The organism is Paenibacillus sp. FSL K6-1217 (genome assembly GCF_045040735.1).
Classification (GTDB): Bacteria; Bacillota; Bacilli; order Paenibacillales; family Paenibacillaceae; genus Paenibacillus_AQ.
Genome location: NZ_CP150271.1, coordinates 6,788,830 through 6,812,983 on the forward strand (window position 1 = coordinate 6,788,830; position 24,154 = coordinate 6,812,983).

Sequence of the window (24,154 nt, forward strand, 5' to 3'; positions counted from 1 at the left end):
TCGGAATAGTACAAATTGAAATTGGAAGATAAGGAGGACAGGTCCTATGGAGGCGGCAAAAAGTGGGGGCATGCCTATTGCAGAGGCCATAGGCGATTCGTACAGCAAACTGCTGCAGAACGCCTCATACCGTTATTTCGCCCTGATCCTCGGCGCGCCTGTGAATCTGTTCACGCTGCTCGTCCACCGTGCCCGTAAGGCCGGAGATGTTCATACTTCCGTCCTGCGGGAGACCCGGGAGGAGCTGCTGGCTTCAGGGCTTCAAGAGAAGCTGCATTCGGATTTCAAGGCGCAGCTGCACAGTAAGGCCAGCTTCTTCGGGGAGAAGCTTACGGAAGCCGGACTTGAGGCAGAGGCGCAGAAGCTGACGGCAGAACGGTTCGAGAGTGTGGCTGCCGAGCGGGCAGACCGCAGGCTGCAGGAGCAGGGGCTGGCCCGCTCAACGTTCATTCACACCTTTCGGACCCTGCTGCATCATCCGTTATTTTTACCGTTATCGTTCATTCCCGGACTGCCGCTATATCTGTTGATCTGGCTCTATAGCAGCCCGTATCTCAAATACATATTTGAAAGATTGGTTATGACGGTATTTGTTATTTTCGGAGTGGCAGTGCTTGTATTTACTATATTATATATCTCACCATTCGATCCAGCGGTCAATATTCTCGGCCAGACGGCTACCGATGCCCAGATCGTCGAATTCAACAGGGTATACGGGCTGGATCAGCCGTATCTGGTGCAGCTATGGGACAATGTCAAAGGGATAGCGATGTTCGATCTCGGCAAATCTTTTGCGGGGAACGAAGAGATTGTGTCGGCCATCGGCCGCAAATTCCCGGTTACGCTGGAGCTGACGCTGTTCTCCCTGCTGATGGCTGTGATCATTGCCATTCCCATCGGGATTATCTCGGCAGCACGGCCCAACTCCTGGTTCGATTATACCTTCATGCTGATTGCCTTAATCGGCTTGTCGATCCCTAGCTTCTGGCAAGGGCTGGTCTTCATCCTCGGCTTCTCCATCAAGCTGCAATGGCTGCCGGCGACATTCAATCCGGGGAACTGGATGACCTTCATTATGCCGGTGGTGGTCCTCGGGACGGGGCTCACGGCGGCGATTGCCCGGATGACCCGGGCGTCCACCCTGGAGGTTATCCATGAAGATTACATTATCACAGCCACGGCCAAGGGCCTCAGCAAACGCAAGGTGCTGCTGAAGCATGCCGTACGTAATGCACTGATCCCGATTGTCACGGTCATCGGCCTGCAATTCGGCGCGATGCTCGGCGGGGCTGCCGTAACCGAGAAAGTATTCAACATCAGCGGACTCGGCAGCTATATCGTCGATAAGCAGTTTATCCCTGACATTCCGGCCATTATGGGCGGGGTGGTCTATACGGCCATTACCATTTCCTTAATCAATGCATTGATCGATATTCTATACGCTTTTGTGGACCCGCGAATCCGGTCCCGGATGAAACAATACTGATAGCAGGTGACATTCATGGTTAACACTAACGCTGACCGGCGCGCAGCACAGCTTAGACTCACGGCCTCCCCGGATTACCGGCAGGCAGGCTTTGCCTGGGTGGGGTCGCTTATTATCACACTGGTCCTGCTGCTGAGCAGCTATGACTGGGAGAGCCAGGCCATCAAGCCTTATATAGGAATGGCCGCTATGGCCTATGGATTCTTCACGCTGCTACAGGTGCTGGTTACGCTGCTGATCCGCAGAGATCTGATCGCCCATGGAGAGATCCGCAGCCGAACCCGGGCTTTGGGCTATGTCCAGCTCCTCAGCCTTATGACCGGCAATGTATTCCTGGTGACGGCAGCCCTCCAGCTGATCCGTAAGCGCAAGTCACCGGAGTACACGCTGGCCGTGTACACGCTGCTGACGCAGCTAGGGGTGATTGCCGTCTCGGCCTTGAACCTCTACAAGCCATACGTTGCGGACACCTTCCTCACAGGAATGTTCATCCTGCTGGCGGTAGCCGCGTTCCATCTGCTTGTGGTCGTGCTGACCGCCAGATTCGTCCGCCGCCGCCAGATTCCCCGGAGGATGGCCTGGGCAGCGTATCCGCTGCTCCTCACCTCGCTGACCGGTAATTTGTTCGCGCTGGCACTGGGCATTATTCTGCTGGTCCGAATCCGTAACCGGGACAACCCGGCCGTGGCCGGATGGGAGGATGTGCTGGAGCGGCTGACCCGTAACACGACAGCGATGCTGGGACTGCTGTTCATCGCTTTCCTGTTCTCCGTCTCTGTATGCAGTTATGTCACCTTCGATTACGGCATGGCGGTAGACAACAATTATTCGCTGATTCTGCAGAAGCCGTCCCTGGCGTATCCGCTGGGCACGGACAATTTCGGCCGCTGCCTGTTTACACGGATTATTTTCGGGGCGCGGATCTCCCTGATTGTCGGGGTGATGTCTACGGTTCTCCCGCTGTTATTAGGTGGCGTGCTGGGAGCGGTATCCGGCTATTACGGACGTTATACCGACAACATCATCATGCGTGCGCTGGATGTGCTGTATGCCATTCCGGGCATTCTGCTGGCGATTGCGATTATTGCCGCCTTCGGCGCCAATACGGTCAATCTGATTCTGGCGCTCAGCGTCGGGGCTATCCCGACCTATGCCCGGACGATGCGGGCGAGTGTGCTTCAGGTCTCCACCTATGAATACGTAGATGCCGCGCGGGCCTTCGGCTCCAGCCATTCAGCGATTATCTTCAAGCATATCGTTCCGAATTCACTGGCTCCGATGATTGTCAAGGCGACCTTAACCATCGGCGGCGCGGTCATATCCACGAGCAGCCTCAGCTTTCTGGGTCTGGGGATCGAACCGCATATCCCGGAATGGGGCAATATTCTCAAGCTGGGCAGCACGTACCTGGAGACCAACTCCTATCTGGCGATTTTCCCGGGACTGGCGATTATTGCACTGGTGTTGTCGTTCAACTTCTTCGGCGACGGACTGCGCGATGCGCTTGATCCCAAGATGGATTAACCGCAGCTTCGGAAAATGCGTCTTAAGCCGACGTTTTTCATAGAGAAACTATATATATACCACTGGGGAGGAAATTGTAATGAAAACAAAATCTACACTGGTTCTGCTGCTGACGCTGGTTCTGATCCTTAGCGGATGCTCCGTAGCAACCAAATCGAATACAGCCGGAAAGACGGCTGAACCGGCTTCCTCGGAAGCACCGGCCTCAGCGCCTGCGGGCGACGGCACACCGGTCAATATTGAAGTGCTTGGCATGAGCAGCAATGAGTCTGACATGAACATTGTCCGGGATCAGCTCACCAAGAACGGATTCAACGTCAAGCTGAATGTCCAGCCTGATTACGCCAGCTTCAAGGCCCAGGAGGATGCAGGCAACTATGATGTCTCCCTCTCCGGCTGGACAACCGTTACCGGGAACCCCGATTATGCGGTAAGATCGCTGTTCACCACCGGCGGGGATTACAGTATCCAGTCCGATGCCGAGCTGGATGCCCTGATTAACAAGGCCGCTGCCCAGACGCCGGAAGAATATGTGCAGACATACAAGGATTTCGAGCAGCGCCTCGTCTTCGATGAAGCCCGCATTGCTCCGCTGTATATCTCCATGAAGAGCCAGGCGGTCAACAAAGAGGTGCTCAAACCCGACTCGGTAAGACTGTCCAAATCCCGGGCACTGGCCTGGGAGGACATCGATTTCGTGGACCAGGCGAAACGGGCGACCACTCCGCTGATTCTCGCACAGGCACTCTCCAACCTGACGTCCCTGGACCCGATCAAGGGCAATGACGGCTCGATCAACCAGCTTAATACGAATATGTATGTGCGCCTGGTCAATCTGACAGATGATGACAAGATCACCTCTGACGCTTCGCTGTCCCGCAACTATAGCATTGCAGACGGCAACCAGGACTACTATTTCATTCTCCGGGATGATATTAATTTCGCCAAGATCGATAACAAAAAAGCTGTAGATACCGGCGAACGTGTCGGCGGCGACGATGTCGTGTTCTCCCTGGACCGGGCCAAGAACAAGGATTCTGTGCCGGATCACCGTACGTACAGCCTGCATGAGCATATTAAGACGGTTGAGGTATTCACGGACCTGAACGCCCTGGGCTCCATCAAGCAGGCAGGCGGCAAGGGAACCGTTAAGGAAGCGCTGGAGCAAGGCCTGGAAGCGCCGATCTCAGGGCTTGTGAGCGACAAGAAGCAGGCTGACAACAAGCAGGGAAAATATCAGGTGATCAAGCTGACGACAACCGAGCCTTTTCCGCAGGTGCTGAACTATCTGGCCCACCAATCCGCCGGGATTGTCTCCAAGAAGCAGGTTGAGAGCATCAACACCTATGATGTTGCCAAGTTCGATGTGAACAAGGACATCCCTTACGGTGACCAGAATACGGTAACGGAAGGCGCCAAATACGACAATAAGCTGTATGCCAGCGGTCCTTACATCCTGTCTTATAAGAATGACTATGAAGGAGTCTTCCTCAAGAACCCTGCCTATCAAAAAGGTACAGACAACGAAGCGCTGATCAATCAGGTGAACGTACGCTTTATTGCCGACGCTGACAGCACCCTGTCTGCCCTGCGCAGCGGTGAAATCCATGTCTACTATGGCGTGCCTGAGACGAAATATGAGGTGGTGGAAGGCGACAGCAAGCTGCAGCTCAAGAGCATTCCGAGCAACGCCATGAGCTACCTGCTGTTCAACACGAAGAACCGGGATGTGGCAAGCAGCGTGGATCTCCGCAAGGCGGTGCTCTACTCCATCAATCAGGATGAGATTCTGGCCTTCTATAACGGGAAAAAAATCAAGGCAGTCTCCACCCTCAGCCCGCTGATCGACACCGGAAATGAGCTGAAGGCCGATCCGGCCAAGGTTAAGGAATTCCTGGCCGCTTATCAGGCTGCGAAGTAATAGGCTTAAGCGGGCTGGATGCAGCTTAGCTCAGTGCAAAATTCAGAAAGAACCGGGCAGAGATGCCCGGTTCTTTTTGTATTCAGCGGACAGAGATTAGCTGATCTCTGCTTTTTGGCGTACACTAAGCTTACTAGAATCATAACTGAATGGAGCTGCGGGGTGAGAAGGATGGACAAGCTGCTGGAGCAGATCACGGGCGAGCTGCTGGGACAGGTTAGGATAGAGAGCGTGAATCCGCTGGAGCCGGTGAAGGTCAGCGGTGTGCCCGGGCCCTGGCAGGTACTCGGAACCGGGAATTACGCGGCTGTCTTCTGCCGTCAGGGGGCTGAGGCATACGCAGTGAAGATCTATGCGCCGGGCAGGCCGGGGATTGAGGAGGAAACAGAGGTGTACCGCCGCCTCGGGCAGCATCCGGCTTTCTCGGAATGCTATTATGCCGGAGCGGATTTTCTGGTCCTCAAAAGGCTGGGAGGCGTCACCTTCTACGATTCCATGCAACGCGGGATTCTCATTACCGGACAGGCCATTGAAGACATTGACGACGCGCTTCAGTATGCCAGGACCCGGGGACTGCGCCCGCATGATATCCACGCCAAGAATGTCATGCTCCGGGACGGCCGGGGACTGATTGTCGATGTTTCCGATTTCCTGAAGGATGACGATTGCAGCATGTGGGAGGACTACAAGCGGATGTATTACCGGCTGTACCGGCCGGTGGCCTCCCGCCGCGTATTTCCGGTTCCCCGTCTGATCCTGGAGACGGTCCGCAGAGGATACCGGTTCTGGCGGCGGCGGAAGCAGGGGCGGAGCGGATTCACTCTTTTCCGAAAATGACAGAGGCTGGTAGATTAAAGCCTGCAGCCTGCGGTACGGATAAGAAAAGCGGCTCCGGTCCGGCTTCAGCCCTTCGGAATTCTGCGGTAACTGGAGGGAGAGAACCCCGAAATCTTCTTGAACAGCCGGGAGAAATAATAAGGGTCGTTGATCCCTACGGCGGAGCCGACCTCCTTAATGCTGAGTTCGGTAAGATCGAGCAGATGGCCTGCCCGCTGGATTTTGAGCCGCAGGAAATACTCGATCGGGGAGACCCCGGTCTCGGCGTTGAAGATATAGATCAGATGCTGCTTCGACACGCCGGCATGCTTCGCCAGCTCAGGCAAGGTGAGTGTGCTGTTTAGCCGTCCGTTCATATACTGGATTGCCTGTTCCAGATAGGTCTCCCGCTTCTTCTCCTGAGCCGACTTCCCGGTATTGAGGCCAATCCCGGAGAGCAGTTGTCTAACCGTCTGGGCGATATGCACATGGGTAGCCAGGGCATAGGTCCGCTCAGCCAGCAGCTCATAGGCAGGGACGAACCATTCGATGATCCGGGCCTTGCCGCTCGGGGCTAGGGCGAGGGGGACACCGGATAATCCGAACAGCTTCACCAGCCGATCCGCGTGATTTCCTTTGAAATGAAACCAGTAAATGCTCCATGGCTCCTCCTGCATGGCCCCGTACCGGTGCGGTGTGCCTGGAGGAATAATCATCATGTCCCCCGGCTGCAGGGTCATCGGCTCCCCGTGGTTCAGCTCCACCCAGCCCTGCCCCGCTTCACACAAGATCAAGATATGCGAGGGGCTGCCTTCCAGCCGTTCCCTGAAATGATACCGGGCATTCGGGAAGTAACCAATGTCCGTAATGAACAAGGAGGCGGTCAGCTCCTCCTGCTCCAACTCCTTCATCCAGTACTCCGGCAGCACGTACAGCTTCTCCTCCTCGAATCCTTCCGGCTTGCGGATATTACCATCATTCATGCCGCTTCCCCTCCCGATAGATCGTATATAAACCACACGTTAGACTCTGGCCCAACAACTAACTTTCCAATCCCTGCCCGCCGACACCAGCACATTCATCCGAAGGCCTAGAACAGGATAGCCGCTTGCAAAGTGGAATTGAGATTTTATGGAGCTGTAGAGGCTGAATAGAGGAAATGCTGAGATGCTGAGAATGTTGCAATGCTGAGATGGTTCGGTGCTGGGATGCTGGAATGCTGAGATGCTTCGGCGTTGAGATGCTAAGATGATGAAAATGTTGCACATTTTGCAATTTTGACTCCCGGATAAGGGGTGGCAGAGTGGATTGTTGCACAAAATGCAGGAATTTCCCCGTTTGGCCGCCGGAAGGAGGACAGATGTTGCTTTTTGTGCAACATTTCCGGTTTATGGCTGAATTCAGAGACGGAATGTTGCATTATGGGCAGGATTTAGGCAAAGAGCAATCCGATCACAAACAGCGGCTGATCCCCAACCCCAACCAGCGGCCGAGAAAGTGTATATTCACTGCAGTGACGCCCGAAATCTAAGCTTGCACAGAATAAGAATATAATCCATCACTTCCCGCATTTCGTCAATTGGAACCTTTCCGGCCAGAGGCTACAGTAGAAGTATCGAGTTAAGGGAGGCAGTGAAGGCATGGAGCGAGCAGCTAGTGGTTATACACCGGAGGTGGCCGGGAGTAACGCGGACAGCGCCGACAGAGCGAACAACACGCACAGCGCCGACAACACAGACCGGGTGCAGGTACGAGAGACCAGTGTGGTTATACCCACTTATGAGGCGGGTGCTGCTGATCCGAATCCTATGTTTCTGGAGAAAAGAGTCTATCAAGGCAGTTCAGGGCGTGTATACCCGCATCCTGTGATTGAGAGCATCTCGGATGTGAAGCGGGATAGAACGTACAAGCTGATTGTTCTGGAGAATGAATATCTCCGCATAGAGATCATGCCGGAGCTTGGAGGGCGGATCTACCGGGCGCTCGATAAGACGAATAATTATGATTTTATCTATTATAACCGAGTAATCAAGCCCGCGCTGGTCGGTCTGGCGGGCCCCTGGATCTCCGGGGGCATTGAGTTTAACTGGCCGCAGCATCACCGCCCGAATACATTCGGACCTGTAGAGTATAAATACGGGTCTGCTGCGGATGGAAGCGCTACCGTATGGGTGAGCGAGATTGACCGGATGTATGGGACGAAAGTAACGGCTGCATTCAGACTCTATCCAGGGAGAGCCTATCTGGAGGTTCAAGCCCAGTGCTACAACCGGACGCCGCAGCCGCAGACCTTCCTCTGGTGGGCCAATCCGGCGGTTGCGGTCAATGATCAGACGCAGTCTGTTTTTCCGCCTGATGTTACAGCCGTCTTCGATCACGGTAAAAGGGATGTATCGCGCTTCCCTATTGCGACCGGCACCTACTACAAACAGGATTATTCGGAAGGCGTGGACATCTCCCGCTATAAGAATATTCCGGTTCCGACCTCCTATATGGCCTACAAATCGGATTATAATTTCGTCGGCGGCTATGATCACGGAGTCCGGGCAGGGCTGCTGCATGTGGCCAATCATCATATCTCGCCGGGAAAGAAGCAATGGACCTGGGGGAACGGTAAGTTCGGCCAGGCCTGGGACCGCCAGTTGACTGACGAAGACGGGCCCTATATTGAACTTATGACAGGCGTGTACACCGATAATCAGCCTGACTTCACCTGGCTGCAGCCGTATGAGGAGAAGAGCTTCACCCAGTATTTCATGCCGTATAAGGGTATCGGTCTGGTGAAAAATGCCTCGGAAGACGCAGCGGTCAATCTGGAGGTTGACGCGGAATCCGCTCAGGCGGTGGTGAAAGTATATGTGACGTCACGCCTAGAACAGGGTGTTATCCGCTTAAGCGGAGCTGCTAGCGAGTATCTGCGGGAGACTATAGATCTGTCTCCGGCAGAGGCGATAGAGCGAACGGTTCAGCTGGACCATGGAGAGCAGGAGCATGACCTCAAGCTGACGGTCCATAGTGCAGAGGGCAGGCTGCTGGTCGCCTATCAGGCGAAGCGGCCGGAGATCGCGCGCATCCCTGAGGCGGCGAAGCCGCTGCCAGCGCCGGAAGAGCTGCGCTCAGCAGAGGAGCTGTATCTGGCGGGCCTGCATCTGGAGCAGTACCGGCATGCCACCTTTGAGCCGGAGGCCTATTATCTGGAAGGGCTGAAGCGGGACAGCGGGGATATCCGGCTGAATGTGGCGTATGGTACGCTGCTGCTCCGCCGCGGGCAATTCGTGCAGAGTGAGCCGCTCTTCCGCCGGGCCATTGAACGTCTGAGCTCGCGCAACCCTAACCCGTATGACAGTGAAGCTTATTATCAGCTGGGGGTGGCCCTGCGCGGCCAGAACCGCCTGGATGAGGCATTTGCCGCTTATTACAAAGCCGTATGGTCGGCAGCCTGGCAGGATGCGGGGTATTTCTCGCTCGCTCAGATTGCCTGCCGGAAGGGCCGCTATGCCGAGGCGCTGGAGCTGGCGGAGCGTGCGCTGATCCGCAATGCGCGTAATTATAAGGCGAGGAATCTCAAGTCCGCATTGCTCCGCAGACTTGGCCAGCCGGGGCGGGCGAAGGAATTCGCCAGCGGGACCATGCAGCTTGATCGAGCAGATTGCGGCGCCTATAACGAACTGGCTCTGGCCCTTGCAGCACTGGAGGACCCTGCCGGGGCAGAAGAGATGCTGACAGAATTAGAGCGGCTTATGCGTGGTGACGCACACAACTACCTTAATCTTATGGCGGATTATATGGACTGCGGACTATATGCGGAAGCTCTTGCCGTAGGGCAGAGGGCAGTCAAACACGGAGCATCCGAATCCGAAACTGAAACCGAATCCGTATCCGTCACCGAATCCGTCTATCCGATGCTGTATTATGCCCTTGGCGAAATATATGAGCGTACAGGACAAGCCGGGCAAGCACGGGAGGCCCGCCGCAAGGGACAAGCAGCCCGTCCGCTGTACTGCTTCCCGAACACCCTGTCCGAGCTGGAATGGCTGTTAAGCGCCGTCCGGGCGAATCCTTTTGACGACAAGGCCCATTATTATCTCGGCAATCTCTATTATGACAAAAAGCGGCCGGCGGAAGCGGCGGCGAGCTGGGAGCGTTCGCGTGAACTGAGAGGGGATTTCGCCATCGTTCACCGTAATCTGGCGCTGGCCTATTACAACAAGCAGAACAATCCTGAGGCGGCGCTCGCTTCACTGGAGCAGGCCTTCGCCTGTGCGCCGCAGGATGCGCGCATTCTGTATGAGCTGGACCAGCTGCGCAAGAAGCTCGCGTGGTCTGCCGGGGAACGCCTGCGTGATCTTGAAGCACAGCGCGGTCTGGTGGAGCAGCGGGATGATCTGTATATCGAATATGTGACGCTGCTTAACGATCTGGAGCGTTATGAAGAGGCGGCCAAGGCATTAAGTTTGCGTAATTTCCATCCCTGGGAGGGCGGAGAGGGCAAGGTCACCGGGCAATACAAATTCGCCCATGCCGGGCTTGGCCGACAGGCGCTGGAGAACGAACGATACGAGGCCGCGCTGGAGCATTTCCGGCTGGCACTGGTCTACCCGCTTAATCTGGGCGAGGGCAGGCTGGAGGGGGCGCAGGAGAATAATATCTATTATGACCTTGGCAGGGTATACGAAGGACTTCAGCGCGGACAAGAGGCTGTCCACTGCTTCGGGTTGGCTTCACAAGGTCTGGCTGAGCCGGCAAGCGCAGTGTTCTACAATGACCAGCCGCCGGAGATGATTTTCTACCAGGGGCTGGCCTGGCTCAAGCTTCAGAATCCCAGGGAGGCAAAACGCCGCTTCAATATATTGATCGATTATGCCGAGCGTCATCTCTTCGACGATATCAAGCTGGACTATTTCGCCGTATCGCTGCCGGATTTCCGGGTCTTTGAAGATGACCTCAACCGGCGCAATGTCATTCATTGCCGCTATATGCGGGGCCTCGGTCTTCTCGGGCTGGGCCGGTATGAAGCAGCGGTAGCGGAGCTGGATGCAGCCCTTGCCTTGGACCCCAATCATCAAGGAGCCGGAGTTCACAGACGGATGGCCGGCGGTGCCCTGAACCGGGGACAGCTCTGAGCAGAAGGAGGACAACATAGTATGCATACAACAGGACGGCATAGGATTAGTATGGACGAAGGCTGGCGCTTTCAAGCGGATACAGCAGGTATAGGGGATCGTGAGGAATGGCAGACCGCAGGCTTGCCTGCTCCACGGCAGGTTGCGGTTCCGCATACTTGGAATGTGGAGGAAGGTCTGGAGGAGCACCGGGGGGCCGGGTGGTATGAGTATAGTATCAGCATTCCTGAGGAGTGGAGCGTCAGCCGGTTCCGGCTGCATTTTGAAGCCGTCTATCGTGATGCGGTGGTCTGGGTCAACGGCCAGAGGGCCGGTTCGCATGTCAACTCGGGCTATACTGCATTTGAGCTGGAAGTGACCGCGCAGATACTGTACGGCAAGGAGAACCGGATTACGGTAAAAGCGGATAATTCCCCGGCCGCTCAGGCGCTCCCGCAAGGCCGCAGCTTCGACTGGGCGGACGATGGGGGGATCATCCGGCCTGTTCAGCTTATAGTAACCGGGCAAACGGCCGTCAAGCATACCCGCGTCTCCCCGGAAGTCCGGTTTGGACCAGCGGGCCAGCAGGCGTCGGGCCGGTTACTGGCAGAAGTGCAGCTATGCGGACCCTCTGCTTCAGCGACTATAGGGGCCGTGATCTTCAAGGACGGTGCACCCATATGGGAGGATCACCGCCTCCTGCCACCGCAATCCGGGACCTGGCAGCTTGCAGGGATGGAGTGGCTCCCGGTGGACTTATGGCATTTCGATCATCCGCATCTCTATCAGCTTCAGCTCACCCTCCGGGAGGCCGGACAGCTTCATGATGAAGTGAGCGTGAATTTCGGTTTCCGTGAGCTTGTGGTCAAGGGGCATGAGCTATGGTTGAACCGCGAGCCAGTCCGCCTGATGGGGGTAGAATGGATGCCGGGTTCGAGTCCGGCGGTTGGCATGGCCGAGAAGCGGGAGGATCTTGGCGCGATGCTGGAGCGGCTCAAGGAGGCGAACGCTGTGATCACCCGCTTCCACTGGCAGCAGGGCCATGAACTGCTGGACTGGTGCGACCGCAACGGAATACTTGTGCAGGAGGAAATCCCGCATTGGCAGCAGCCGGAGGAGCCGGATCAGCAGACGTTGGCGTTAGCCTTATCCCAGGCGGAGGAGATGGTCAGGGACCATTCCCATCATCCGTGTATTATCGCCTGGGGAATGGGGAACGAGCTGAATGGGCAGTCGGAGACCACTCGGCGGTATATGGAGCAGCTCAAGCAGGAGATCGGCAAGCTGGATTCCCGGCGGCTGATCAACTATGTGAGCAACACGATTCATTTGCAGCCGGGCAGCGATGCTACGGGGGCCGGGGACCTGCTGATGTGGAATGATTATATCGGAACCTGGCACGGCGAGCTGGATGAGCATGAGGTTATTAGGCAGATCATTGCCGATTGCCCGGACAAGCCGGTGGTGGTGGCTGAATATGGCCTGTGCGAGCCAGTGTACGAGGGCGGAGACCCTAGAAGAACTGCAATTCTTATGCACAAAACAGAGCTCTACCGCCAGTATCCCCAATTCGCCGCTCTGATCTTTTTCAGTCTGAATGATTATCGCACGCAAATGGGAGAAGACGGGCAGGGGAGATGGAAGCAAAGGGTGCATGGTGTGGTGGATGTGCATAACCGGGTGAAGCCTTCTTTTGCAGCGTTGCGTGAGATCTCTTCACCGCTCCTGCTGACAGAAGCCCCAGCACGGACCGGAACGGAGCTTGAAGTCACCCTGAAATGCCGGAAGGATATTCCCAGCTATGCCGTCCGGGGCTATTATGTAAGAGTGTCTGTTAGATGGCGCAGAGGAAGCGGCACAGGTACAGGTGATTCCTGATATGCAGCCCGGAGATGTCCGTACCTTGAACCTCAAGCTGCCTGCCGCTCCTGTACCGGAGCTAACGCTAACCGTCTGCCGTCCTAATGGCTTCAGCGTGCTGGAGCTGGAATTGGAATTGGGCCCGTACTTGAATCAGTAATTCAACCGAATCCTAAGGAGTGACAAAAATGGATGCAGTACTGAGCAGGCTACCGCGCAAGCTTACCCTCACCATGTGGGATTTCTCCTGGTATACGATGACCTTGCCGGGCGAGCCTTATCATGATCTGGCGGCAAGATGCAAGGAAGCGGCGGACAGAGGGTACAACACCATCCGGATCTGCGCCATGCCGTTCCTGTTGTTCACAGCAGAAGGCAGACGCCCCGGGCCGCTGCACTTCGGCAGTCTGGGGCAAGTGGGCCAGCGGACACGCTGGTATAACTGCCGCGGCGGCGCCGAGCTGGACGGACATGCGCATCTGCTGGAGCTGTTCAGACAGGCCAAGGCACATGGGCTCTATATTATGCTGTCTTCCTGGGAATATCAGCAGAGTCCCAGCTTCCTGGCCTATCCCGCGCTGCGGGATGAGCTGGCCGCTATCCCGCCCGGGGAACGGTTCATGACCCTGGCCCGGTCGATGGACCAGCTTATCCGGTTCATCAAGGCGGAAGGCTTCGCCGGTCAGATTGTCTATGCCGAGCTGCACAATGAAGTGGAGTTCGGGCAGCTTACCGCCGTAGGTGTCGAACAGGGCATCGGCGAAGCGGATACGCCGGGATTGTTGGAAGCCATGCAGCCTTATATTGAGGAAGCAGTGGGTTATCTCCGGGAACAGCATCCCGATGTTCTGATCACGGCCAGCTATACACTGAACGAAGCTTATCCGAAGGCCTATGTCGCCCGAAATCTGCAGGTGGCCCACTATCATCTCTACCTCAAAGGCGTGCTGAATGAGCTTATGGACGCAGCGGGTTTGAATCATGAGGAGCTGCCTTTTCCGAATGCTTTTGTCCGGTCTATGCTGAGGGAAGACGCTCCGCCCTTCGGGGAATGGACCCTGCCTGCGGGGCAGAAGTGGCGGATGGAGGGCAATCCGGTCGGGATGAAGCTGATCTATCTGCATGATTGGGCCGATCCGGATCTATGGGATCTCTACCTGTATGACCGTTACGGAGCCCACAAGCTGGCGATGCTGCAAAAAGCGGACATACGGCTGGAAGAAGCGCAGGAGTGGGCTGCTCACTCGGGCCTGCCCGTGGTCATCGGCGAAGGCTATGTCGGCTATACCCCGCTGCATGCAGGCTTCGAGGAAGGTCCGGTCGGCAAGTTCATTGCCGAATATGCACTGCGCAAGGGGATGGCGCTGGGCTTCTGGGGCATGACGTTATGCTCCAACTGTGCACCGCATCATCCGTTCTGGCAGGATATTGCCTGGCAGCAGCGCTGGAACCGGTACATTCTTGAAGCGGAATAGCGGAATAGCGTTGGCACCCCGGTAGCACGCTACCTGTGGTCCGGCGTCCGTGCAGGCGGGGCTGCCAGTCGTAGACGGCAGGCTTTGCCCCCGTGGTATATGTTATATTAATGGTACTTTGAGGTGAGCAGGAGGGATGCGGCATGGGAGAACTATCCGGCGGCAAGGCTGCTGATGCATCGTACTCTATAGGTCTGAAGCGAATCTATGAGCCTGCGGACCCCGCAGACGGCTACCGGATTCTGGTGGACCGGCTGTGGGCGCGCGGAGTGACGAAGGAGCAGGCGGCCATTGACGAGTGGATGAAGGATATCGCTCCAAGCCCGGCGCTGCGCCGGTGGTTCGGCCACCTGCCGGAGCGGTTCACGGCATTCAAGGAACGGTATACCAGGGAGCTGGAGGAGAACCCGGCATGCGCAGGGCTTGCGGAATCGATCCGGGAGCGGGCACTTGAACAGAAGGTCACGCTGGTCTATGCGGCGAAGGACCCTGTCCATAACCATGCGAACGTCCTCCAAGAATGGCTGATTTCCCGCTGAAAAAGCACACGGGCCTCCTCCGAATCGGTTAGAATTCGGCAGGAGGCCCGTGCGCTTTTAGATGAACAATCTACGCGTTGCTTAGCTGCAGGGCCGGTCCGAAGAACTCATAATGAATCTGAGCCTCGGTCATTCCGAGCTTCCGCAGTTCACCAATCATGGCTTCCATAAAAGGAACGGGCCCGCACACATAAGCTTCACCGGTAACATCTATATAGCTCTTCAGAATTTCGCCTGTAATTACGCCATCCGGCCCGCCGGAGAAGAAGGTTCTGGTCTTGACGTTGCTCAGCGCCGCCGCATGCTTCTCAATATCCTTTCCGAAGGCAGCGAGCGATTCGTTTCGTGCAGAGTGGAGGAAGACAACCGGCCGGTCCGGTGTTACATTAGCCACAGTCTCAAGCATGCTCATCATGGGGGTGATGCCTACGCCGCCCGAGATGAACGCTACAGGGGTGGTTAGGGAAGTGTCCAGCAGGAACTCACCGGCAGGGGCGCTCACCTCAACGGTATCGCCCTCATTCACCCCGTTATGAAGATAGACAGACACCACACCATTCGGGTCATTCGTCTCCTCGCGTTTCACTGAAATGCGGAATTCATCCGGCTTCGGCGCTTGGGATAGGCTGTACTGGCGGATCATGGTGTACTTTTCTCCAGGGATCAGCACGCGGACAGAGATGTATTGGCCGGGTTTATAGTCTGGTACATTCGAGCCATCGGCCGGCTTCAGGTAGAAGGAGGTAATGCTGCCGCTCTCCTGAACCTTACGAACCACGGTAAAAGGCTTGAAGAAGTTCCAGCCGTTGTCCTGCTCCCGCGCTTCCTTGTACATGCTGTCTTCCACGCCGATGAACGCATCGGCAATGACGCCGTAGGCCGCTTCCCAGGCAGTGAGGATCTCATCGGTAGCTGCATCGCCCAGCACTTCCTTGATCGCTTTCAGCAGAAATTCACCGACAATCGGGTAATGCTCCGGCTTGATGCCGAGACTGACATGCTTGTGGGCGATCTGAACTACCGCCGGGAGTATATTCTCAAGGTTGTCTATATGGACAGCCGCTGCGTAGACCGCATTAGCCAGTGCCGCCTGCTGGCGGCCTTGCGCCTGATTGGCATGGTTGAACACATTCAGCAGTTCCGGGTGGGCCTCGAACAGATTTTTGTAGAACACTGTTGTAATAGTAGTGCCGTGTTCCGCCAGGACGGGCGCGGTGGATTTGACAATGTCACGAGCTTGCTTAGATAAAATATCAATCATCCCCTCTCCATATAGTACAAAATTAATATATACGGTTTTGAAGATAAAAGATATATTTAAAATACCACTTTAACAAATTAGACAAAGAATATGATAAAATTTGTAATAAATATCACTTACATATGGAATGTTGTGCGTAGGTTGGTTTACACTTGCTTGTTACAGAGGCCGGGTTCTTCTTCAGCTCTTCTTCGCTTATCGGCTGTTCCTGTCCAGTGGCTAAGCCGGAATGTAAGGTGGCGTGGTATAGTTGGATAGCGGACAAGCGGATTCGAGGGGGGCGGGTAATAGGTGGATTTTCTCCACTTGCTGATCTACAGAAGAGTCCTGGCGGGACAACAGCTGGATTAACAGCACTTAAATAATCACAATTCTTCCAAAGAGGCCAAACCGGCATTATATAGATGCTGTTTTCCCACTTGATTTGGTATAATCGGCAGGAATCCGTTGACTGCATTGCATTTGTAAACAGAATGGAGCATCACTATGAGGCTGACATTATATACCGACTACTCCCTGCGAATCCTCATGTATCTTGGAGCGAAGCAGCGGGAAGAGCTGACCACTATACAGGATATCTCCAGCGCCTACGGCATCTCCAAGAATCATCTGATGAAGGTGTCGCATGAACTCGGCAAGGCGGGTTATATCGAAACGGTAAGAGGGCGAGGGGGAGGAATCAGGCTTGCGCTTGTGCCGGAGAAGATCAATATCGGGGAGGTCGTGCGCCGGATGGAGGATGATTTCTATCTCGTGGAATGCTTCAATCCCTCAGGCGGCAGCTGTCCGATCTCTCCGGTGTGCAGACTGAAGGGCGTGCTGGGCAAGGCCCTGCACGCCTATCTCCAGGTACTGGGCGAGTACACGCTTCAGGACCTGCTCTTGAACAAAGATGATCTGCGTGCCATCCTGCAGGAGAGCAGCGGCGGGGCTACTCCCCGAACAGAAGACGCTCTTCATCCCGGCTATGAATAGCGTTCACCACCAGCAGGGCGTGGAACTGGTGCAGCACCTCTGAGGTGAGGCCGTCTTCGGCGAGCGTGCTTTTGACATCCTGCACGATGATCCGCAGCAGCTCATGATCCCGCTTCAGCCGGACCACAGCATCCGATAGATGCGGCTTCTTCCCGGTCATCTCCTGGTAGAAGCCGTCTTCCTCCGCATCGGCATGGCTGAGAATCCGCGTCTCCCAGTACTCAATTAAGTGGTCAGCCGCCTGGCGGGCCACCTCCACTTCCTGAAGCGCCAGCAGCTCTTCCACTTCTTCTGTCTTGGCTACAGCGCCGGAGAGTCCGCCCTGATGTATGGCATGATGGGCGTGCAGCTGGCGCAGTGAGGGTCCTGACATTCTTCTTCATCCTCCCGTATGATAACAATCTTATACGTATCTACTGGTCAGTATAGCATACAGTTCTGCCATGGGATTCCCGCTAGGAACTTCCCCCTAAGATAAAGAGGGAAGTCCCTAATGGAACTCCCCGTCCGGCGCAGCAGCGCAGAATCACAGCTTTTCTCCTCAGCGGGAAAGGCTTTTTTGCTGCGGGATGAAGTCGAGGGAATTCCCGAGGTTCAATAGGTGTTTCCCTAATGGGAAGCGCGGCCGGGTAGACCCATAATGAGATTAATTGAATAGATTCGTACAAAGGAGTGTTCTGGACAGATGAAGAAGAAATTCGGCCTTAACTTTTTTAAGCCGGTGGAGAGCTATTCCGGGAACTGGTCCATTCTTGAAGAGAAAAATAGAGATTGGGAGAACATGTACCGCCAGCGCTGGTCTCACGATAAAGTAGTCCGCACCACCCATGGGGTCAACTGTACAGGCTCCTGCAGCTGGAAGGTATTCGTGAAGAACGGGATCATCACCTGGGAGAACCAGCAGATCGATTATCCTTCCTGCGGACCGGATATGCCGGAGTTCGAGCCGCGCGGCTGTCCGCGCGGAGCTACCTTCTCCTGGTATGAATACAGCCCGCTGCGCGTGAAGTATCCGTATATCAGAGGCAAGCTATGGCGGCTGTGGCAGACGGCGCTCCAGGAGCATGACAATTATGTCGATGCCTGGGCAAGTATCGTGGAAGATCCCGAGAAGGCCAGCCTGTATAAGAAGGCACGCGGCAAGGGCGGCCATGTCCGGGTAGCCTGGGACGACGCACTGCGGCTGATCGCGGCACAACTGATCTATACGATCCGTAAATACGGCCCCGACCGGATCGCCGGGTTCACCCCGATTCCGGCCATGTCGATGGTCAGCTACGCTTCCGGGGCACGGTTCATCTCGCTCCTGGGCGGTCAGATGCTCAGCTTCTATGACTGGTATGCCGATCTTCCGCCGGCTTCCCCGCAGATCTGGGGCGAGCAGACGGATGTCCCGGAATCCTCGGACTGGTACAACGCCGGTTACCTGATGATGTGGGGCTCGAACGTGCCGCTGACCCGGACGCCGGATGCCCACTTCATGACCGAAGTGCGGTACAAAGGCACCAAGGTCGTGTCGGTCGCCCCGGATCTCGCCGAGAACGTGAAGTTCGCCGACAATTGGCTGGCTCCGAACCCCGGCTCGGACGCGGCGCTTGCCCAGGCGATGACGCATGTCATCCTGCAGGAGTTCTATCAGGAACGCCAGGAGCCGATGTTCCTGAATTATGCGAAGCAATACACCGATATGCCGTTCCTGATTCTGCTTGATCCGCATGAGGACAGCCTGAAGGGCGGACGCTTCCTGCGGGCCAGTGATCTGGGCGATGCTTCCCCGCATTCGGACTGGAAGCCGGTGATCTTCGATGAAGCCACAGGGGAGATGATCGTGCCGAACGGGACGATGGGTCAGCGCTGGGAGGAAGGCAAGAAGTGGAACCTGATTCTGGAGCGGGAGGACGGCAGCAAGGTGGAGCCAGCCCTGACGATTGAAGGCCACGGGGAAGAATGGACGGAAATCGTGTTCCCGTACTTCGACAATGCCGGCAACGGCACCTTCAGCCGGATCATTCCGGCCCGGAAGATGAAGCTTGCGGACGGCACGGAACGTTATGTCGCCACCGTATACGATCTGATGATGAGTCAATATGGCATTAAGCGCAGAGACAGTCTGCTGAACGCCAAGGGGTATGAGGATGAATTGTCCCACTACACTCCGGCCTGGCAAGAGAAGATTACCACAGTCAAAGCAAGTGTTGTTGTGCAGATTGCCCGTGAGTTCGCCCAGAACTCCATTGAGACCGGAGGGCGCTCCATGATTATCATGGGCGCAGGCATCAACCACTGGTTCAACAGCGATACCATCTACCGTTCGATTCTGAATCTGGTGGTGCTGACCGCTTCCCAGGGCGTCAACGGCGGCGGCTGGGCGCATTATGTCGGCCAGGAGAAATGCCGTCCGATTGAAGGCTGGTCCACGGTTGCCTTTGCCAAGGACTGGCAGGGTCCAGCGCGGCAGCAGAATGCAACCTCCTTCTTCTATTTTGCCACCGAGCAGTGGCGTTATGAGGAGAGCGGCACGGATTCCCTGAAATCGCCGACCGGCGGGGATGTTGCTTACCAGCACCCGGCAGATTACAACGTACTGGCTGCGCGTCTTGGCTGGCTGCCGTCCTTCCCGCAATTCAACAAGAACAGCCTGTTGTTCGCCGAGGAAGCGGCGCAGCAAGGCAAGAAGACGAATGCGGAGATTATCGGCCATGCCGTAGAAGAGATTACATCGCGGAAGACGCGGTTTGCTATAGAAGATCCCGGCGCCCCAGAGAACTTCCCGCGCTCGCTGTTCATCTGGCGCTCGAACCTGATCTCAAGCTCCGCTAAGGGACAGGAATACTTCATGAAGCATCTGCTCGGAGCGTCCGATGGTCTGCTGGCTGAACCGAATGAGGAGCAGAAGCCGGAGGAGATTGTCTGGCGGGAGGATGTGGAAGGCAAGCTCGATCTGATGGTGGCGCTGGATTTCCGGATGACAACTACGCCGCTGTATGCCGATGTAGTCCTGCCTGCCGCAACCTGGTATGAGAAAACAGATCTGTCGTCCACCGACATGCATCCGTTCGTCCATCCGTTCAATCCGGCTGTGAATCCGCTGTGGGAATCCCGTTCGGACTGGGATATCTACCGCCAGCTCTCGGAGGTATTCTCCGATATGGCGAAATCGCAGCTGCCCGGCGTCTATAAGGATGTAGTGATGTCCCCGCTGGGCCATGACTCCATCAGCGAAATCTCACAGCCGATGGGTCTGGTCAAGGATTGGACCAAGGGCGAAGTGCCGGCCATTCCGGGTAAAACCATGCCGAACTTCACCATTGTCGAGCGGGATTACACGCAGATTCATCATAAATACAGCTCGCTTGGACCGAATCTGGCTACCGGCAAAACAGGCGCACACGGCGTCAGCTTCTCGGTTGCCGAAGAGTACGAAGAGCTAAAGAAGATCAGCGGTGTGCATTACGACGAAACGATCCGGAACGGACTGCCGAAGCTGCAGACGGCCCGCCAGGCAGCAGATGCCATTCTGCATCTGTCTTCCGCCACCAACGGCCGCGTCTCCCAGAAGGCTTATGCATCCGCCGAGCAGGATCACGGGGTCGAGCTGCGGGATATTTCAGCAGACCGGGCCGCCGAGAAGATTACCTTCCAGAGCATTACCGCACAGCCGCGTGAGGTCATTCCGACACCGGTATTCAGCGGCTCGAATAAGCAAGGCCGCCGGTATTCGCCGTTCACTACGAATATTGAGCGTCTCGTTCCGTTCCGTACCCTGACCGGCAGACAGCATTTCTATATTGACCATGAGATCTTCCAGCAGTTCGGCGAAGCGCTGCCGGTCTATAAGCCGACCCTGCCGCCAATGGTCTTCGGGCCGCGCGACAAGGCCGTGAAGGGCGGAACAGATGCGCTGGTTCTGAGATACCTGACGCCACACGGCAAATGGAATATCCACTCGACCTACCAGGATAACCAGCACATGCTGACCTTGTTCCGGGGCGGTCCGACGGTATGGATCAATAACGAGGATGCGGCGGCTCATGACATAGCGGACAACGACTGGCTTGAGGTCTATAACCGGAACGGTGTGGTAACTGCACGCGCCGTAGTCAGCCACCGGATGCCGAGAGGCACCATGTTCATGTACCACGCCCAGGATAAGCATATTCAAGTGCCGGGCTCCGAGATTACGGATACGCGCGGCGGCAGCCACAATGCGCCAACCCGGATTCATCTGAAGCCTACCCAGATGGTCGGCGGATATGCACAGCTCAGCTACGGCTTCAACTACTACGGTCCGATCGGCAACCAGCGTGATGTCTACGTAGCCGTTCGCAAAATGAAGGAGGTCAACTGGCTTGAAAATTAAAGCGCAAGTGGCAATGGTAATGAATCTGGATAAATGCATCGGCTGCCACACCTGCAGCGTCACCTGTAAGACAACGTGGACGAACCGCAAGGGTGCGGAATATATGTGGTTCAACAATGTGGAGACGAAGCCGGGCATCGGCTATCCGAAGCGCTGGGAAGACCAGGAGTTGTACAAGGGCGGCTGGCAGCTGCGCAAGGGGAAGCTTGAGCTGAAATCCGGGAACAAGCTGTCCAAGATCGCGCTCGGCAAAATCTTCTACAACCCCGATATGCCGGAAATGAAGGATTATTATGAGCCGTGGACATACAACTATGAGCATCTGACCAACGCCGGGGAGCAGAAGCATTCCCCGGTAGCACGGGCCCACTCTGCTGTAACCGGCGAGAAGATGGATCTGGAATGGGGACCAAACTGGGAGGATGATCTGGCAGGTGCGCATGTGACCGGCCCGCTGGACCCGAACATTCAGAAGATCGAAGAAGAGATCAAGTTCAACTTCGAGAAATCCTTCATGATCTATTTGCCTCGTCTGTGCGAACACTGCTTGAACCCGAGCTGTGTGGCTTCCTGTCCATCTGGAGCGATGTACAAGCGGGATGAGGACGGTATTGTGCTGGTGGACCAGGAGGCTTGCCGTGGCTGGAGATACTGCATGACCGGCTGTCCCTACAAGAAGGTATACTTCAACTGGCAGACGAACAAGGCGGAGAAATGCACGTTCTGCTTCCCGCGTGTGGAGGCAGGTCTGCCAACCGTATGCTCCGAGACCTGTACGGGCCGTATCCGTTATCTGGGTGTGCTGCTATATGACGCCGACAAGGTTCTGGAAGCAGCGTCTACCCCGGATGAGCAGGATCTGTACAAGGCGCAATGCGATCTGTTCCTGAATCCGCATGATCCAGAGGTTAGAGCCCAGGCAAGACGGGATGGCATCTCCGAGGACTGGTTGGAGGCTGCCCAGAACTCACCGGTCTACAAGCTGGCCATTGAGCATAAGCTGGCCTTCCCGCTTCACCCGGAATACCGGACCCTGCCGATGGTATGGTATGTACCGCCGCTTAGCCCGATCATGAACTACTTTGAGGGCAAGGATTCACTCAAGAATCCCGATATGATCTTCCCGGCCATCGAAGAGATGCGCACGCCTATTCAATATCTGGCGAATATGCTGACAGCTGGCGATACGGAGACTGTGAAGGAAGCCTTGCAGCGGATGGCGATGATGCGCTCTTACATGCGCGCCCAGTCGACCGGCCAGGAATTCGATCTTAGCCGTCTGGACCGTGTCGGAATGACGGCGCAGCAGACCGAGGAGATGTACCGCCTGCTGGCGATTGCCAAATATGAGGACCGCTTCGTGATCCCGACCTCCCACAAGGAGCAGCACATGAACCCTTACCGCGCGCAAGGCGCGGCTGGCTATGGCAGCGACATGGGCGGCTCGGGCTTCGGCTCCGGCTGTGACGGCTGCGGACCGGCCAGCCCTTCCGGCGACACCATGAAGACCGGCAAGGAGATGTATGAAGAGAATTTCTACGGGGGGATCTGGCGTGATTGATCTGAACAAACTGCATCAATACAAGGAGTCCTTCGGTTATTTCGCCTTGCAGCTTATGTACCCGGAGAAGCTGGATTTCCATCCGGCTTTTCTGGAAGAGGCGTTTGACCCTGCTCACCCGGGATATGCCCACGTGCAGACGTACTGGAAGCACATGCAGAGCTTCAGCCTGGAAGAGATTCAGGAGAACTATGCGGCTACGTTTGATTTTCAGAAGGACTGTGCACTCTACATGACCTACTTCAAATTCGAGGATGCCAAGGAACGCGGGCAAATGCTCGCCAAGCTGAAGCTGCTGTACGAAATGTTCGGCCTTGTCATGCCGGAGAGCGAGCTGCCCGATTATTTGCCGCTGATGTGTGAATTCATCTATGCTGCACAGTGGCAGGACGTCCCCGGCGCGCCGGAGAACTTCCGTATGCTGATGGCGATTCTGGAGGATGGTACGTATCATCTGGTTAAGGCGCTGGAGCAGCGGGAAAGTCCTTATTTTCACCTGGTTAAAGGGTTGCGGGAAACCTTCAAAGCTAGTGCGGAACAGGAGGCCCTGAGTCAATGAATATGGCGGGTCAATTTTTATGGGTAATCTTCCCTTATATGTGTATGGTGGTGTTTATAGGCGGTCATATCGCCCGCTACCGCAAGGATCAATTCAACTGGACAGCCAAATCCAGTGAATTCATTGAGAAAAAACAGCTGAAATTCGGCAGCATTCTGTTCCACCTCGGCATTATGCCGGTCATTCTGGGCCACATCGGCGGACTCGCCGTGCCTAAGTCCTGGCTGGAGGCTGTCGGTGTCAGCGACCATATGTACCATATCGGCGCCGTATACATCGGCGGGATCTTCGGTGCGGCCACCCTGCTCGGGATGCTGATTCTGACCTCGCGGCGCTTCACGCTGAAGAACGTCCGCCGGCTCAGCAGCGCGTCCGATCTGATTGTCAACTCGCTCCTGCTGTTCATTGTGTTCATGGGGATGTACTCCACGATTGTCACCAATGCGGTACAGCCTGAGTTCGACTACCGGGATACGATCTCGGTCTGGTTCCGCGGCTTGTTCATGTTCCGTCCGGACCCGTCGCTGATGAGCGGAGTGCCGTTCTCCTTCAAGCTTCACATCCTGTCAGGGTTCGCGATCTTTGCTTTCTGGCCGTTCACCCGGCTGGTTCACGTATGGAGTGTTCCGTTGAATTATGTAGGCAGAAGTTATATCCTATACAGAAGAAATAAATCAAATTAACGGAAGAGAGCAGCGTGGACTTCTTTCCCTGT

Annotated in this window: 17 protein-coding genes; 14 read left to right on the forward strand and 3 right to left on the reverse strand. The window is 55.9% G+C overall.

Going from position 1 to position 24,154, the window contains the following annotated elements:
* Positions 1–46 precede the first annotated feature (46 nt).
* The 4 genes from MHH28_RS29920 to MHH28_RS29935 all read left to right on the forward strand — a co-directional run bounded on the left by MHH28_RS29920 (position 47) and on the right by MHH28_RS29935 (position 5,768).
* Positions 47–1,486, forward strand: coding sequence for an ABC transporter permease (locus MHH28_RS29920; protein ID WP_405108737.1), 1,440 nt, complete (start codon positions 47–49; stop codon positions 1,484–1,486).
* A gap of 15 nt (positions 1,487–1,501) precedes the next feature.
* The gene (locus tag MHH28_RS29925) at positions 1,502–3,010 is read left to right on the forward strand and encodes an ABC transporter permease (protein ID WP_405108740.1); all 1,509 of its coding nucleotides are present in this window, start codon (positions 1,502–1,504) and stop codon (positions 3,008–3,010) included.
* Between the two features lie 79 nt (positions 3,011–3,089).
* Positions 3,090–4,931, forward strand: coding sequence for an ABC transporter substrate-binding protein (locus tag MHH28_RS29930; protein ID WP_405108743.1), 1,842 nt, complete (start codon positions 3,090–3,092; stop codon positions 4,929–4,931).
* A gap of 171 nt (positions 4,932–5,102) precedes the next feature.
* Positions 5,103–5,768, forward strand: coding sequence for a serine/threonine protein kinase (locus tag MHH28_RS29935; protein ID WP_405117318.1), 666 nt, complete (start codon positions 5,103–5,105; stop codon positions 5,766–5,768).
* A gap of 65 nt (positions 5,769–5,833) precedes the next feature.
* Here the strand turns inward: MHH28_RS29935 and MHH28_RS29940 are convergent, their stop codons facing one another.
* Positions 5,834–6,730, reverse strand: a complete 897-nt coding sequence (locus MHH28_RS29940; protein ID WP_405108746.1) for a helix-turn-helix domain-containing protein — start codon at positions 6,728–6,730, stop codon at positions 5,834–5,836.
* Positions 6,731–7,387: 657 nt separating this feature from the next.
* On the opposite strand from MHH28_RS29940, the gene MHH28_RS29945 reads away from it, so the two are divergent.
* The 5 genes from MHH28_RS29945 to MHH28_RS29965 all read left to right on the forward strand — a co-directional run bounded on the left by MHH28_RS29945 (position 7,388) and on the right by MHH28_RS29965 (position 14,723).
* Complete coding sequence (locus tag MHH28_RS29945; protein WP_405108749.1) at positions 7,388–10,870, forward strand: DUF5107 domain-containing protein; 3,483 nt, start codon at positions 7,388–7,390, stop codon at positions 10,868–10,870.
* A gap of 21 nt (positions 10,871–10,891) precedes the next feature.
* Complete coding sequence (locus tag MHH28_RS29950; protein ID WP_405108752.1) at positions 10,892–12,727, forward strand: glycoside hydrolase family 2 protein; 1,836 nt, start codon at positions 10,892–10,894, stop codon at positions 12,725–12,727.
* A 1-nt stretch (position 12,728) separates the two neighbouring features.
* Positions 12,729–12,869, forward strand: coding sequence for a hypothetical protein (locus MHH28_RS29955; protein WP_405108755.1), 141 nt, complete (start codon positions 12,729–12,731; stop codon positions 12,867–12,869).
* Positions 12,870–12,897: 28 nt separating this feature from the next.
* The gene (locus MHH28_RS29960; protein WP_405108758.1) at positions 12,898–14,184 is read left to right on the forward strand and encodes a cellulase-like family protein; all 1,287 of its coding nucleotides are present in this window, start codon (positions 12,898–12,900) and stop codon (positions 14,182–14,184) included.
* A gap of 143 nt (positions 14,185–14,327) precedes the next feature.
* Positions 14,328–14,723, forward strand: coding sequence for a DUF488 domain-containing protein (locus MHH28_RS29965; protein ID WP_405108761.1), 396 nt, complete (start codon positions 14,328–14,330; stop codon positions 14,721–14,723).
* Positions 14,724–14,793: 70 nt separating this feature from the next.
* Here MHH28_RS29965 and hmpA read toward each other — a convergent pair whose 3' ends face one another.
* Positions 14,794–15,975 carry an NO-inducible flavohemoprotein gene (gene hmpA / locus MHH28_RS29970; RefSeq protein ID WP_405117320.1) on the reverse strand — a complete coding sequence of 394 codons (1,182 nt, stop codon included), beginning with the start codon at positions 15,973–15,975 and terminating at the stop codon, positions 14,794–14,796.
* A 495-nt stretch (positions 15,976–16,470) separates the two neighbouring features.
* Here hmpA and MHH28_RS29975 point away from each other — a divergent pair, with 495 nt between their 5' ends.
* Positions 16,471–16,959, forward strand: coding sequence for an RrF2 family transcriptional regulator (locus tag MHH28_RS29975; protein ID WP_405108764.1), 489 nt, complete (start codon positions 16,471–16,473; stop codon positions 16,957–16,959).
* Here MHH28_RS29975 and MHH28_RS29980 read toward each other — a convergent pair.
* Positions 16,916–17,332 carry a hemerythrin domain-containing protein gene (locus MHH28_RS29980; protein ID WP_405108767.1) on the reverse strand — a complete coding sequence of 139 codons (417 nt, stop codon included), beginning with the start codon at positions 17,330–17,332 and terminating at the stop codon, positions 16,916–16,918. The genes MHH28_RS29975 and MHH28_RS29980 overlap by 44 nt on opposite strands.
* Before the next feature lie 312 nt (positions 17,333–17,644).
* Here MHH28_RS29980 and MHH28_RS29985 point away from each other — a divergent pair, with 312 nt between their 5' ends.
* The 4 genes from MHH28_RS29985 to narI are packed head-to-tail and all read left to right on the forward strand — an operon-like array spanning position 17,645 to position 24,122.
* On the forward strand, positions 17,645–21,319 hold the full coding sequence (locus tag MHH28_RS29985; protein WP_405108770.1) for a nitrate reductase subunit alpha: 3,675 nt from the start codon (positions 17,645–17,647) through the stop codon (positions 21,317–21,319).
* Positions 21,309–22,880, forward strand: a complete 1,572-nt coding sequence (gene narH / locus MHH28_RS29990) for a nitrate reductase subunit beta (RefSeq protein WP_405108773.1) — start codon at positions 21,309–21,311, stop codon at positions 22,878–22,880. The genes MHH28_RS29985 and narH overlap by 11 nt, the downstream gene beginning before the upstream one ends.
* Positions 22,873–23,439 (forward strand): nitrate reductase molybdenum cofactor assembly chaperone, encoded by a 567-nt coding sequence (gene narJ / locus MHH28_RS29995; protein ID WP_405108776.1) that lies wholly within the window; start codon positions 22,873–22,875, stop codon positions 23,437–23,439. Before narH ends, narJ begins: the two co-directional genes overlap by 8 nt.
* The gene (gene narI / locus MHH28_RS30000; RefSeq protein WP_405108779.1) at positions 23,436–24,122 is read left to right on the forward strand and encodes a respiratory nitrate reductase subunit gamma; all 687 of its coding nucleotides are present in this window, start codon (positions 23,436–23,438) and stop codon (positions 24,120–24,122) included. The genes narJ and narI overlap by 4 nt, the downstream gene beginning before the upstream one ends.
* The last annotated feature ends 32 nt before the right edge of the window (positions 24,123–24,154 follow it).

What these genes read in the sequence shown, in the direction of transcription:
- MHH28_RS29940 (WP_405108746.1), bottom strand. Translation starts at nt 6,730, where the DNA reads ATGAATGATGGTAATATCCGCAAGCCGGAAGGATTCGAGGAGGAGAAG.
- MHH28_RS29980 (WP_405108767.1), bottom strand. Translation starts at nt 17,332, where the DNA reads ATGTCAGGACCCTCACTGCGCCAGCTGCACGCCCATCATGCCATACAT.
- MHH28_RS29930 (WP_405108743.1), top strand. Translation starts at nt 3,090, where the DNA reads ATGAAAACAAAATCTACACTGGTTCTGCTGCTGACGCTGGTTCTGATC.
- MHH28_RS29920 (WP_405108737.1), top strand. Translation starts at nt 47, where the DNA reads ATGGAGGCGGCAAAAAGTGGGGGCATGCCTATTGCAGAGGCCATAGGC.
- MHH28_RS29925 (WP_405108740.1), top strand. Translation starts at nt 1,502, where the DNA reads ATGGTTAACACTAACGCTGACCGGCGCGCAGCACAGCTTAGACTCACG.
- narI (WP_405108779.1), top strand. Translation starts at nt 23,436, where the DNA reads ATGAATATGGCGGGTCAATTTTTATGGGTAATCTTCCCTTATATGTGT.
- MHH28_RS29965 (WP_405108761.1), top strand. Translation starts at nt 14,328, where the DNA reads ATGGGAGAACTATCCGGCGGCAAGGCTGCTGATGCATCGTACTCTATA.
- MHH28_RS29935 (WP_405117318.1), top strand. Translation starts at nt 5,103, where the DNA reads ATGGACAAGCTGCTGGAGCAGATCACGGGCGAGCTGCTGGGACAGGTT.
- MHH28_RS29950 (WP_405108752.1), top strand. Translation starts at nt 10,892, where the DNA reads ATGCATACAACAGGACGGCATAGGATTAGTATGGACGAAGGCTGGCGC.
- MHH28_RS29960 (WP_405108758.1), top strand. Translation starts at nt 12,898, where the DNA reads ATGGATGCAGTACTGAGCAGGCTACCGCGCAAGCTTACCCTCACCATG.
- MHH28_RS29985 (WP_405108770.1), top strand. Translation starts at nt 17,645, where the DNA reads ATGAAGAAGAAATTCGGCCTTAACTTTTTTAAGCCGGTGGAGAGCTAT.
- MHH28_RS29955 (WP_405108755.1), top strand. Translation starts at nt 12,729, where the DNA reads ATGCAGCCCGGAGATGTCCGTACCTTGAACCTCAAGCTGCCTGCCGCT.
- MHH28_RS29945 (WP_405108749.1), top strand. Translation starts at nt 7,388, where the DNA reads ATGGAGCGAGCAGCTAGTGGTTATACACCGGAGGTGGCCGGGAGTAAC.
- MHH28_RS29975 (WP_405108764.1), top strand. Translation starts at nt 16,471, where the DNA reads ATGAGGCTGACATTATATACCGACTACTCCCTGCGAATCCTCATGTAT.